The 12,603-nt window shown below is 66.4% G+C and carries 9 protein-coding genes; 7 read left to right on the top strand and 2 right to left on the bottom strand.

From position 1 onward, the window contains the following. Positions 1-50: 50 nt before the first annotated feature. The 3 genes from KF759_RS08540 to KF759_RS08530 are packed head-to-tail and all read left to right on the top strand — an operon-like array spanning position 51 to position 3,847. Positions 51-2,417 (top strand): TonB-dependent receptor, encoded by a 2,367-nt coding sequence (locus tag KF759_RS08540; RefSeq protein WP_291224524.1) that lies wholly within the window; start codon positions 51-53, stop codon positions 2,415-2,417. 34 nt (positions 2,418-2,451) lie between these two features. Then, positions 2,452-3,138: a Fe2+-dependent dioxygenase gene (locus tag KF759_RS08535; protein WP_291224522.1), complete on the top strand. Its 687-nt coding sequence runs from the start codon at positions 2,452-2,454 to the stop codon at positions 3,136-3,138. Next, on the top strand, positions 3,131-3,847 hold the full coding sequence (locus KF759_RS08530) for a tetratricopeptide repeat protein (RefSeq protein WP_291224520.1): 717 nt from the start codon (positions 3,131-3,133) through the stop codon (positions 3,845-3,847). Before KF759_RS08535 ends, KF759_RS08530 begins: the two co-directional genes overlap by 8 nt. 85 nt (positions 3,848-3,932) lie before the next feature. On the opposite strand, the gene KF759_RS08525 is transcribed toward KF759_RS08530, so the two are convergent. Both KF759_RS08525 and dusA read right to left on the bottom strand, forming a co-directional pair. After that, positions 3,933-5,843 carry an ATP-binding cassette domain-containing protein gene (locus tag KF759_RS08525; RefSeq protein WP_291224518.1) on the bottom strand — a complete coding sequence of 637 codons (1,911 nt, stop codon included), beginning with the start codon at positions 5,841-5,843 and terminating at the stop codon, positions 3,933-3,935. Positions 5,844-5,858: 15 nt separating this feature from the next. Next, positions 5,859-6,902 (bottom strand): tRNA dihydrouridine(20/20a) synthase DusA, encoded by a 1,044-nt coding sequence (gene dusA, locus KF759_RS08520; protein ID WP_291224516.1) that lies wholly within the window; start codon positions 6,900-6,902, stop codon positions 5,859-5,861. 322 nt (positions 6,903-7,224) lie between these two features. Between dusA and rnk the strand changes: the two genes are divergently transcribed. The 4 genes from rnk to cphA all read left to right on the top strand — a co-directional run bounded on the left by rnk (position 7,225) and on the right by cphA (position 12,588). Next, positions 7,225-7,644, top strand: coding sequence for a nucleoside diphosphate kinase regulator (gene rnk, locus KF759_RS08515; protein WP_291224514.1), 420 nt, complete (start codon positions 7,225-7,227; stop codon positions 7,642-7,644). Positions 7,645-7,662: 18 nt separating this feature from the next. Beyond that, positions 7,663-8,844, top strand: a complete 1,182-nt coding sequence (iadA, locus tag KF759_RS08510) for a beta-aspartyl-peptidase (protein ID WP_291224512.1) — start codon at positions 7,663-7,665, stop codon at positions 8,842-8,844. Positions 8,845-8,864: 20 nt separating this feature from the next. Further along, positions 8,865-9,713, top strand: a complete 849-nt coding sequence (locus KF759_RS08505) for a cyanophycinase (RefSeq protein ID WP_291224510.1) — start codon at positions 8,865-8,867, stop codon at positions 9,711-9,713. 76 nt (positions 9,714-9,789) lie between these two features. Further along, positions 9,790-12,588 (top strand): cyanophycin synthetase, encoded by a 2,799-nt coding sequence (cphA, locus tag KF759_RS08500; RefSeq protein WP_291224508.1) that lies wholly within the window; start codon positions 9,790-9,792, stop codon positions 12,586-12,588. Positions 12,589-12,603: the final 15 nt, after the last annotated feature.

Here is a 12,603-nt window from a genome sequence, read left to right as displayed (position 1 = left end):
TGCGCCGGGCGATTGGGCGTGCCCGTCCTGTCCTTTCCACGGATCCATTCATGTCATCGACTTCGTTCATCACGACCCGCGCCCTTCCGCCCACCCGCCTGTTCGCCACTGCGATCGGCGCCGTCCTGATCGCCGGCCCGGCCGCCGCGAACCCGGCTGCCGCAGCGCCGAACGACGCTGCTGCGCCCGATCCGGATGCGCGCGACACCCAGCAGCTCGAACGCGTCACGGTCGAAGGCAAGTTCGTGCGCGAACCGGCCTCACCGAAGTTCACCGCGCCCTTGCTCGATACCCCGCGCGCCGTGAGCGTGGTTCCCGAAAAGCTCATCACCGACATGGGCGCGACCGACCTCATCGACGCCCTGCGCGTGGTTCCCGGCATCACCTTCGGCGCCGGCGAAGGCGGCAACCCGCAGGGCGATCGGCCATTCCTGCGTGGCTTCGATGCGCAGAGCTCGATCTTCGTCGATGGCGTGCGCGATGTCGGCGCGCAGTCACGCGAGACCTTCGCAATCGAGCAGGTCGAAGTCGTCAAGGGGCCCGACTCGGTGTTCAACGGCCGCTCCAACGGCGGCGGCAGCATCAACCTGATCAGCAAACTGCCGCAGGCCGACGACTTCACCCGCATCGATGTCGGCATCGGCAATGGCAGTTACCGGCGCGCCACCATCGACAGCAATCTGCAGATCGGCAGCAATGCCGCACTGCGCGTGAACCTGCTTGGCCATGATGCAGGCGTTGCCGGGCGCGATGCGGTGCATGGTCGCCGCTTCGGCCTTGCGCCTTCCTTCAGCTTCGGCCTCGGCGGCCCGACCCAGGCCACCTTGAGCTTCTACCATCTCGACACCGATGAAGTGCCCGACTCGGGTGTGCCGTATCACTTCGGCATGAGCAATCTGCCGGCCGGCGTGCGCGTGGTGCGCCCCGACGATGGCGGCAATCGCGATGCCTTCTATGGCTTGCTCGACCGTGATTTCCGCCGTAGCGACACCAACATCGGCACCCTGATCCTCAGCCACGAATTCGACGGCGGCCTGAGCTTGCGCAACACCACACGCTACGGTCGCTCACAGCAGGACTACATCCTCACCCAGCCCGACGACAGTCAGGGCAATGTCGTGCACGGCGAGGTCTGGCGCCGCGTCAACACGCGTGCGGGCAATACCGTGAGCGCGATCAACCAGACCGATCTGTCCGGCACCTTCCAGCTCGGTGGTTTCGACAACCGCTTCAGCACGGGTCTGGAACTGGCGAACGAAAAATCCCATCGTGACAGCTTTGTCGTGCCCTATTTCAATGCCGCCACCGCCTGCGGCCAGCTCGGGCCCGGCGCGGCTTCGATGTGGAACTGCACCCTGCTCGGCAATGCCAATCCTCACGATCCGTGGCAGCCGGGCACCTGGACCAATGGCAGCTTCGTACCGGCTGCGATCACGCGAGCCAATGCGCCGATCCGCACCCGCTCGGCCACTCAGGCCGTGTACGCGCTCGATACCGTGCAGCTGGCCGAGCAGTGGCTGCTCAATCTGGGCGCACGCTACGACCGCTTCTCGACCACCGCACCAGTCACCTGGTGCCCGGACCTTCCCGGCTACGTCTGCCCGCGCGGCTATCAGGGCACACGCATCACCGAGGATCACCGTTCGACCAGTGGCCAATGGAGCTGGCAAGCGGGTGTGGTGTGGAAACCTGTTGAACCGGCGAGCGTCTATTTTTCCTGGGCGACCTCGGCGACCCCGCCGGGCAGCTTCCTCGGCGAAGGCAGCGACACCAACCCGCTCGGCAAGATCGATCTGGATGCCGAACACACTCGCAATCTCGAACTGGGCGTGAAATGGAACCTGCTCGGCGAACGACTCGCGGTGAGCGCCGACATCTTCCAGACCGAGAAGACCAATGCGCGCCAGCAGAATGCCGAGGGCGGCTTTTCCAACATCGGCAAGACCCGCGTGCAAGGCGTGGAACTATCGGCCAACGGCCAGCTGACCGAGCGCTGGAGCGTGTTCGCCGGCTATGCCTACATGCACGGCAAGCTGCTCGATGGCGGCTTCGTCAACGGCGGGCCCAACCCGCTCAATGGCACGCCGCTGGCCAATACGCCCAGGCACAGCCTGAGTCTATGGACCAACTGGCAGCTGACACCGGCGATCAGCCTCGCCGGGGGTGCCTTCCATGTCGGCGAAGTCGCGGGCAGCTATCGCGTCAACGCCGCCGACCGGCAGATCACCCAATACGGCGTGCCCTCGTACTGGCGCTTCGACGCCATGGCGAGCTGGCACATCAATGAGAACCTGGATCTGCGCCTGAACCTGCAGAATCTCACCGACGAGACCTACTACACCAAGGCCTATCCGGTACATTTCGCGGCGATGGCCCCGGGCCGCACGGCAATCCTCTCGGCAAGCCTGAAGTTCTGATTTCGAACGCGCGCGTCGGCCAGGAGCAAGCATCGTGTTGCTGCATATCGAAAAGGTGCTCGACGCCGATCAGCTCGGCCAGTGCCGCACGCGCCTGGCCGCCGCGGACTGGGCCGATGGTCGCGTGACCGCGGGCTATCAATCGGCGCGCGCCAAGCACAATGGTCAACTGCTGGAAAGCGATCCGATTGCACAGGAACTGGGCGCCATCATCGTCGATGCGCTCTCACGCAATACCACGTTCTTTGCGGGCGCCTTGCCAAGACGGATCTATCCGCCGCTGTTCAACCGCTACGCCGGCGGCCAGGCCTTCGGCTGGCATGTCGACAATGCGGTGCGCTATGACCGCCGTGTCGAACCGGCCATGCCGATCCGCACCGATCTGTCGGCCACGCTGTTTCTCGCCGCGCCGGATGAATATGACGGCGGCGAACTCGTGATCGAGGACACCTACGGCACGCACGAAGTCAAGTTGCCGGCGGGCGATCTCGTGCTCTATCCCGGTTCCAGCCTGCACGAGGTGCGGCCGGTGACGCGCGGTGCCCGCGTCGCATCGTTCATGTGGATCCAGAGCCTGGTGCGATCGCAGGCGCACCGGCGCCTGCTGTTCGATCTCGACGTCGCGATCCAGAAACTCACCATGCAACTTCCCGACGCCCGCGAGCTGGTGCAGCTCACTGGCGTCTACCACAACCTGCTGCGCGAATGGAGCGATGCCTGAGCAGGCCATCGAACGCGCTGAACTGGAGCGCATGCTGAGCAGCGACCCGCGCGCGGCGCGCGAGCATCTGCTGGCTGCGGCGCGACGCGGCGACACCGATGCGCAATTCCTGTGCGGGCAGATGTACTGCGAAGGTCGCGCGGGCGAGCGCGACGAAGGCGAAGGCCTGTACTGGTATTCGCTCGCCGCCAGCGGCGGGCATGCGCTGGCGATGAACATGATCGGACGTTGCCACGAATTGGGAAGTGGCACGCCCGTCGATGCGTCGCTTGCGGCCGCCTGGTATCGCAAGGCCGCCGATCAGGGGCTCGACTGGGGCATGTACAACCTCGCCAACCTGCTCGCCACCGGCCGCGGCGTGGCGCCCGACCGTGCACGCGCCTATGCGCTGTACCGGCAGGCAGCGGAACTGGGTCACGCCAAATCAATGAATCTCGTCGGCCGCTTCCACGAGGAAGGTTGGGAGGTCGCAGCCGATCCACGGGCCGCACTCGCATGGTATCGGCGCTCGGCGCAGGCGGGCGATTTTCGTGGTCAGGCCAGCCTCGCCGCGATCCTCGCCCACGCCGGCGAAATCGATGAGGCCGCAGCATGGTTGCGCCGTGCAATCGTCAACGGCTCGCCTTCCTTTCTGACTCAGTTGCGCGCGCAGCTCGCCGCCTCGTCGCATGCACAATTGCGGGCGCTCACCGCGGAAATGCCGACCTGAGTGCTGCGCGCAGGCCCGCTTGCCCGCGGCCTCGTCCTCACACCGGTTTCGCGCCACGCACACGCCACGCGCCTTGGCACACCCTTCAGCCTTCAAGCTCCTGCCAGCGTGCGTAGGCCGCGTCGAGCTCGACCTGCCAGGCAGACAATTGCGTGTTCGCGCTGAGGATGAGGGCGCCATCCTGCTGATAGAACGCCGGCTCCTGCATGCGCGCGCCGAGTTCGGCGATGCGCGTCTCGAGCGCTTCGATTCGCTGCGGCAACTGCGCCAGTTCGCGCGTCTCGTTGAAGCCGAGCTTGCGCCTGGCGGGTGTGGCGTCCGCCGGTGCTGCAGTCAGCGCAATGGCAGGCGTGCCTTCTTGCGACGCGGCGTTCTTCCCGGTTGCGGCCGCATCGTTGCGCGCGCGTGCGGCCGGCCGCTGACGCAACCAGTCGCTGTAGCCGCCGACGTATTCGCCGACCCCGCCCTCGCCTTCGAGCGCGAGCGTCGAGGTCACCACATTGTCGAGAAATTCGCGGTCGTGCGAGACCAGCAGCAAGGTGCCGCGGTAGGCCGCGAGCAGTTCTTCGAGCAGTTCAAGCGTTTCAACATCGAGATCGTTGGTCGGCTCGTCCATCACCAGAAGGTTGGATGGCTTGGCGAACAATTTGGCCAGCAGCAGGCGGTTGCGCTCGCCACCCGAGAGCGCGGTGATCGGTGCGCGTGCGCGTTCGGGCCTGAACAGAAAGTCCTGCAGATAGCCGAGTGCATGCTTGCGGCTGCCGTCGATCTCGATGTACTCACGCCCTTCGGCGACATTGTCGAGCGCCGACAAGTCCTCGCGCAGGCTCGCGCGATGCTGGTCGAACACCGCGATCTGCAGGTTGGTGCCAAGTGTGATCTCGCCCGATTGAGGCCTGAGCTCGCCGAGCAGGAGCTTGAGCAAGGTGGTCTTGCCCGAGCCATTGGGCCCGATCAGGCCGATGCGATCGCCGCGCTGGATCGTGGTAGAAAATCCTTTCACGATCGGCCGCCCGGCAAAGGCAAAGCCCACATCCTCGGCCTCGACCACGCGCCGACCCGAGGTCCCCGCGTCACTCGTGCGCAGGCGCACGCGGCCCTGCACTTCGCGCCGCTGCGCGCGCTCGCGACGCATCGCTTCGAGTGCACGCACGCGACCTTCGTTGCGCGTGCGCCGCGCCTTGATACCCTGGCGGATCCACACTTCTTCCTGCGCGAGCTTCTTGTCGAACAGTGCATTGGCCTGCGCCTGTGCATGCAGGCGTTCCTCGCGCCGGCGCAGGTAGTTGGCGTAATCGCCCGGCCAACTCGTGACCTGTCCGCGATCGATTTCGACGATGCGCGTGGCGAGCGCGCGCAGGAAGCGGCGGTCGTGGGTGACGAACAGGATGCTGCCCGTGAATTCGCGCAGGAAGCCTTCCAGCCAATCGATCGCCTCGATGTCCAGATGATTGGTCGGCTCGTCGAGCAACAGCAGATCGGGTTCGAGCACGAGCGAGCGCGCAAGCAGCACGCGGCGCTTCATGCCGCCCGAAAGCACGGCAAACTCGCGTTCTTCGTCGAGTTCGAGGCGGGCGAGCACGCGCGTCACGCGCTGGTCGAGGTTCCAGCCATTGCCGGCGTCGATGCGCGCCTGCACCGCGGCAAGCTGCGCGGCAGCGCCCTCGACTTCGAGATGGTGGGTGAGATGATGGAACTGCGCGAGCAGTGCGCCCAGTTCGCCGAGCGCGCCCGCGACCACGTCGAACACCGAACCGGAAACCTCATGCGGTACTTCCTGACCGAGCCGGGCAATGCGCACGCCACCCTGCACGCGCACTTCGCCATCATCAGGGCGCAACTCGCCCGCGATCAGCTTGAGCAAGGTCGACTTGCCGGCACCGTTGCGGCCGACGATGCAGACGCGCTCGCCCGGTTCGATCGTGAGATCGACCTGTTCGAGCAGCAAGGGACCGCCGACTCCGTAGTCGACGCCGAGCAACTGGATCAGTGCCATGTTTTCAGTTGATCCTCATGCTGCGCGACTGAGTTCGCCGCGACGCGCCGCCATGGCCTGTTCGACCACGCGCCAGTCGGCGTCGCTGCGATGCGCCTGCTCGCTGAGCACGCGACGGAACGCGCGCGCGCCGGGCAATCCCTGATACAGGCCGAGGATGTGGCGCGTGACATGCTGCAGGCGATCGCCCGCCGCCAGATGCGCCTCCACATACGGACGCAGGCGTGCCAACACCTCGTCGCGCGTGGGCAAGGGCGCACCAAACAAGGTCTGTTCGAGCTCGGCCAGAATCCAGGGCTCGTGATAGGCCGCGCGGCCGAGCATCACGCCATCGACGTGTTGCAGGTGCTCGCACACTGCATCGACGCGGGTGATGCCACCGTTGATGATGATCGTGAGTTGCGGGTGTTCGTGCTTGAGTCGGTACACGCGCTCGTAGTTGAGCGGCGGCACCTCGCGGTTTTCCTTCGGCGACAGACCCTGCAGCCAGGCCTTGCGCGCATGCACGATGAAGGTCGCGCAGCCGGCCGCATGCACGTGCTCGACGAAATCGGCCAAGCCCGCGTACTCGTCCTGCTCGTCGACGCCGATGCGGCACTTGACCGTGACCTCGACTGCGCGCCCCGCCAGCGCCTCGCGCATCGCGCGCACGCAGTCGGCCACCAGCGCCGGCTCGCGCATCAGGCAGGCACCAAAGCGCCCCGACTGCACGCGATCCGACGGACAACCGACGTTGAGATTGATTTCCTCGTAGCCGAAGTCGGCACCGATCCGCGCCGCCTGCGCCAGTTGCGACGGCTCGCTGCCGCCCAACTGCAAAGCCAAGGGATGCTCGGCCGCGTCATGCCCGAGCAAGCGCGCACGATCACCGTGGATCACCGCCGCCGCAGTCACCATCTCGGTGTAGAGCAAGGCATGCGGCGCGAGCAGGCGATGGAAGTAGCGGCAATGCCGATCGGTCCAGTCCATCATCGGCGCGACGCAAAGCCTGCGATCGGGCGCAGCGATGGGATTGGCCGCGCCATTGATCGGCGGCGGGTCGGCAAGTCGGGGATGCATGCCCGTCAGTTTAGCGTTTGCCAACGGCAAACTTGATGACCGAATTCGGATGGTCTGACGCATTGCCGCGCCCCATGCGGTGCACGAGGCACACCGACCGGAGCCAATATCGCCCCGATCCTTTGACCTGCCGCTCAACCACGCCGCGCGCACGCCGAACCAACCCCGCCCCCCAAAAACCGCCTCCCGGAGCCGGTTTGCGTTGGGGGCGCCACTGCCAAAGTCAATTCTTGAATCAGGCCGCTGCAGCAGCTAGTGTCATCCCGACTAGATTTTGCCCGGGCGGCGCCTTGTTGCGCCGCTTTTCGCATTGGAGCGGACCATGTCCAAGCAGGCGTCACCCAGCATCACTTTGAGCAGCCGCGATTTCGATCGCCTCGATGCGCTGCTCGACACGCCGCAATGGCAGCACAACGCGACCGCGCAGGCGCTGCGCGCGGAACTTGATCGTGCCCAGGTGCTGGCGCCGGACAAGATCCCCGGCAATCTCGTGACGATGAACTCGACCGTGACCTGTGTCGAGGAGCTGGGTGGAAAGGAACACACCCTGACGCTGTGCTATCCGGCCGAAGCCGATGCCGCCAAGGGCCGTGTTTCGGTGCTCGCCCCGGTCGGCGCGGCCTTGCTCGGACTCACCGTCGGCCAGACGATCGACTGGAAGACACCCGACGGGCAACCGCTGCGCCTGCGCGTGAAGGCAGTCACCTTCCAGCCCGAAGCGGCGGGACAACTGCACCGCTGAGCGGAGGCGTTTGCGCGGATGAGCCTGCTGCTGATCCACAACGCCGAGGTTTTTGCGCCCGCCGCGCTGGGTGTGTGCCACCTGCTGCTGGGTGGCGGGCGCATCCTCTGGCTCGGCAACGAACGCCCGGACCTGCCCGCCGCGCTCGCGGTGCAGGAGATCGACCTCGAAGGCCGACGCCTGATCCCCGGCCTGATCGACGGTCATGTGCATGTGACCGGTGGCGGCGGCGAAGGCGGCTATCACACGCGCGTGCCGCCGCTGGGGCTGTCGCGCTACACCGCCCACGGCATCACCACCGTGGTGGGCTTGCTGGGCACCGACGATGTCATGCGCGGGCCGCGCGAGCTGCTCGCCGGCGTGCATGCGCTGCGCGAGGAAGGCCTGTCGGCGTTCGCCTACGCGGGCGGCTATCACCTGCCGCTGGCAACGCTCACCGGCACCGTGCGCAGTGATCTGGTCTGCATCGACGCATTGATCGGCGCGGGCGAGGTGGCACTGAGCGATCACCGTTCGAGCCAGCCTACGCTCGATGAATTGCTGCGCTTGGCGTCCGAAGTGCATGTCGCGGGCCTGCTCACCGGCAAGGCGGGCATCGTCCACCTGCATCTGGGTGACGGTCCACGTGGCCTCGAACTCGTGCGTCAGGCACTGGCGGGCAGCGAATTGCCCGCGCGCGTGTTCCAGCCCACGCATGTCAATCGGCGCAAGGCGCTGTTCGAGGAAGCCATCGCGCTCGCGCGCGGCGGAAGCCACATCGACCTCACCGCATTCCCGGTCGAGGAAGGCGAAGATGCCTGGAGCGCGAGCGACGCATTGATCCGCTATCTCGACAGCGGCGCACCCGGCGAGCGCGTCAGCATCAGCTCCGATGCGGGTGGCTCACTGCCCTGCTTCGACGCCGACGGCCACATGATGCACATGGACGTGGGCGATTCCGGCGCCTTGCTGACCACGCTGAACGACCTGCTCGCGCGCGGCGTGCCGCTCGCGACGGCGCTGCCGGCATTCACCAGCAATCCCGCGCGACTGCTGCGTCTGGCGCGCAAGGGCCGCATCGAAGTCGGCGCCGATGCCGATCTCGTCGCACTCGACACCGATGGCAAGGCCGATCTCGTGATCGCCGGCGGTGTCGTGCATGTGCGCGATGGCCAGTTGCAGATTCGTGGAACCTTCGAAAGCGCACGCCGAGAAACCTGAGATTGAAACCGGGGTAGATGATGTGTCCAAGCAGGGTACGTGAGGGAAGCGAGCGCGGTTGGATCGTGCCGATCGGCGGCGCCGAGCACAAGGAACACGACACGCGCATCCTCACGCGCTTCGTCGAACTGTGCGGCGGCGATGACGCCGACATCGTGGTGATCCCGACCGCAAGCCAGCGCGCCGATACCGGCAAGCGCTACGAGCACATTTTTTCCGAGCTCGGCGCGGGCCAGGTCACCGCGCTCGACTTCGATACCCGCCGCGATGCCGCCGAACAGAACCGCCTCGAACGTCTCGAACGCGCCAACGGCATTTTCTTCACCGGCGGCAACCAGTTGCGCCTGTCGACCGTGCTCGGTGGCACGCCGATCGCGAAACTCATCCGCCTGCAGAACGCCAAGGGCGTGCACGTCGCCGGCACCAGTGCGGGCGCGGCGATCCTGTCCGAACACATGATCGCGTTCGGCAAGGAAGGCGGCTCGCCGACCGCATCGAGCGTGCGTCTCGCGCCTGGCCTGGGCCTCACCAACCGCTTCGTCATCGACCAGCATTTTCGCCAGCGCGATCGCCTCGGGCGCCTGCTCGCGGCGCTGGCTTACAACCCCTTCGCCGTCGGCATCGGTCTGGACGAGGACACCGCCGCGTTCATCCGCCCCGACAACACGCTCGAAGTCGAGGGCTCGGGCGGGATCACCGTGGTCGATGCCAGCGAACTGGAGTTCTCCTCGATGGATCAGGCCGGCGAAAGCGAGCCAGTGTGCCTGCTCGGTCTCAAGATCCACATCCTCGTCGCCGGCGCAACCTTCAATCTGCACACGCGCCGCGCCTCGTCGGGTTCGCTCGCCGCAAGCAAGCTCGATTCCTGAGCACCGCTGCACTCGCAACATGCCCAAGACCACGATTGCAGGCATCATCCAAACCTGATCTCACAGCGGAGGCTCCATGCGCGTCCTCAATCGTTCGGTCTACGTCGGCCCATCGACCTACGCGCATTTTCCGGTCATAAAACTGGAACTGGATCTGGGCGAGCTGGAGCACTGGCCCACCGCCCGCCTCGGCGAATCCTTCATCGGTGGTCTTGTCGAGGCCCTGCCCGGCCTGGCCGAGCATGGCTGTTCCTACCGCGAACCCGGCGGCTTCCTGCGCCGCATGCGCGAGGACGAAGGCACCTGGCTCGGCCATGTGCTCGAGCACGTCGCGCTGGAATTGCAGAACATCGCCGGCGAAGACGTGACCTTCGGCAAGACGCGCAGCATCAGCGATGATCGGCCGGGCATCTACAGCGTGGTTTATGAATACACGCAGCGCGAGGAAGGCATTGCCGCGGGCGAGCTCGCGCTCAAGCTCATCACCTCGCTGCTGCCGGTGAAGCTGCGCAGCGCGAGCGACATCGAGGCCGATTGGTCGTGGCCGCAGGCGCGCGATGAGTTCATCCGCTACGCGCAGCGGCGTGCGCTCGGACCTTCGACCGCCTCGCTGGTGCGCGCCGCCGAGCAGCGCGACATTCCGTGGCTGCGCCTCAATGACCAGTCGCTGGTGCAACTGGGGCATGGCAAGTACCAGCAGCGCATCCAGGCCACGGTGACCGGCAAGACCTCGCACATCGCGGTGGAACTGGCCAGCGACAAGGAAGAGACCAACAAGATCCTCGGCTCGCTCGGCCTGCCGGTGCCGCAGCAGGAGTTGGTGCAGAGCGAGGACATGGCGGTACGTGCGGCGCGCCGGCTCGGCTACCCGGTGGTGACCAAGCCCTACAACGGCAATCACGGCCGCGGGATTTCGATCCACCTCAACACCGACGAGGAAGTGCGCGCGGGCTTTGTCGCCGCGCGCGAGCATTCGCGTTCGGTGATCGTCGAAACCTTCCTGCAGGGTGATGACCACCGCCTGCTGGTGATCAATGGTCAACTGGTCGCGGCGACGCGTCGCACGCCCGGTCACGTGGTTGGCGATGGCACGCGCACGATCCGCGAGCTGATCGACATCGTCAATCAGGATCCGCGCCGCGGCATCGGCCACGAGAAGGTTCTCACGCGCATCAACCTCGACCGCGAGGCCGAGATGATGCTTGCACGCATCGGCAGCACGGCCGATTCGGTGCCCAGGGCCGGTGAAATCGTCTACCTGCGCTCGACCGCGAACCTGTCCACGGGCGGCACCGCCACCGATGTCACCGACATCATCCATCCCGACAATCGCGACATGGCCGAGCGCGCGGTGCGCGCGATCGGGCTCGACGTCGGTGGCGTGGATTTCCTCAGCCCCAACATTGCCGAGAGCTACCGCAAGGCCGGTGGCGGCATCTGCGAGATCAATGCCGCACCGGGATTTCGCATGCACGTGAGCCCGAGCGAAGGTACGCCGCGCGATGCCGCCGGCCCGGTGATCGACATGCTGTTTCCGCCGGGCACGCCCGCGCGCGTGCCGATCGCGGCGATCACCGGCACCAACGGCAAGACCACCACCGCGCGCATGCTCGCGCACATCACCAAGATGGCCGGACATACGCCCGGCCTGACTTCGACCGACGGCGTCTACATCGACGGGCAGCGCACCGTCGAGGGCGACATGACCGGGCCGGTCTCGGCGCGCATGGTGCTGGCCGATCCGAGCATCGACGTCGCCGTGCTGGAAACCGCGCGCGGCGGCCTGCTGCGCGCGGGCATGGGCGTGCGCCACGTCAACGTCGGCGCGGTGCTCAATATCCAGTCCGACCATCTGGGCATGAAGGGAATCGACTCGCTCGAGCAACTCGCCGAAGTCAAGCGCATCGTCGTCGAGGTGGCGCAGGATTGCGCAGTGCTCAATGCCGATGATCCGAATGTGCTCAAGATGTCGGGCTACACCGACGCGAAGATCATCTGCTACGTGACGATGAATCCCTCGCACGCCCTGGTACGCGAGCACGTGCGCGCAGGTGGCCGCGCCTGCGCGCTCGAAGCCGGCGTCAACGGCGCGATGATCACGCTCTACGACAAGAACAGCCACATCCCGCTGCTGTGGACGCACCTGATCCCGGCCACGCTCGAGGGCCGCGCGCTGCACAACGTGCAGAACGCGATGTTCGCGGCGGCGATGGCGTATTCGCTCGGGATCAAGCTCGACGCGATCCGCCAGGGCCTGCGCACCTTCGACACGACGTTCTTCCAGGCGCCGGGGCGCATGAACGTCTATGACGAGCATCCGTTCAAGGTGCTGTTCGACTATGGTCACAATGCCGCCGCGGTGTCTGCGATGGCCGATCTGGCCACGCGGCTGGACGTCAGCGGGCGGCGCATCGTCGTGGTCGCCGGCCCCGGCGATCGCCGCGACGAGGACCTGGTGGCGATCGCGCAGGCGGTCGCGGGTCGCTTCGACCACTACATTTGCCGGCGCGACGATGCCTTGCGCGGGCGCGATGGCGATGAAGTGCCGCGCATCATCGCGCGCGCGCTGGTTGCCGCAGGCGTGCCCAAGGAGGCGATCGAGGAAATCCCCGACGAACAGAAGGCGATCGACGCCGCTCTGGCGATGGGCCGCGCCGGTGACCTGCTGCTGATCTTTGCCGATTCGCTGGTGCGCTCGTGGAAGCAGATCATCCGCTTCCAGGCCGATGGCGCGCCGCGCAAGGTCGCACCCGCTCCGGCGCCGGCACCCGTGGCCACGCCCGAACCGGTGTTCGACGAGGCGAGCTTCGCCGCGCTCGGCAACATCGTGCGCGACGAACGCGGCATCCGCCTGTCGCGGGAGGGCGACGACTGAACACCGCCACGCCGT

The organism is Dokdonella sp. (assembly GCF_019634815.1).
Lineage (GTDB): Bacteria > Pseudomonadota > Gammaproteobacteria > Xanthomonadales > Rhodanobacteraceae > Dokdonella_A.
The sequence above is the reverse complement of the archived record's forward strand: the minus strand, read 5'-3'. Positions and strand labels throughout refer to the sequence as shown.

Excerpts from the sequence above, each read along its gene's own strand:
- KF759_RS08540 (WP_291224524.1), top strand. The coding sequence starts at position 51 with ATGTCATCGACTTCGTTCATCACGACCCGCGCCCTTCCGCCCACCCGC.
- KF759_RS08530 (WP_291224520.1), top strand. The coding sequence starts at position 3,131 with ATGCCTGAGCAGGCCATCGAACGCGCTGAACTGGAGCGCATGCTGAGC.
- KF759_RS08525 (WP_291224518.1), bottom strand. The coding sequence starts at position 5,843 with ATGGCACTGATCCAGTTGCTCGGCGTCGACTACGGAGTCGGCGGTCCC.
- dusA (WP_291224516.1), bottom strand. The coding sequence starts at position 6,902 with ATGCATCCCCGACTTGCCGACCCGCCGCCGATCAATGGCGCGGCCAAT.
- rnk (WP_291224514.1), top strand. The coding sequence starts at position 7,225 with ATGTCCAAGCAGGCGTCACCCAGCATCACTTTGAGCAGCCGCGATTTC.
- iadA (WP_291224512.1), top strand. The coding sequence starts at position 7,663 with ATGAGCCTGCTGCTGATCCACAACGCCGAGGTTTTTGCGCCCGCCGCG.
- KF759_RS08505 (WP_291224510.1), top strand. The coding sequence starts at position 8,865 with ATGTGTCCAAGCAGGGTACGTGAGGGAAGCGAGCGCGGTTGGATCGTG.
- cphA (WP_291224508.1), top strand. The coding sequence starts at position 9,790 with ATGCGCGTCCTCAATCGTTCGGTCTACGTCGGCCCATCGACCTACGCG.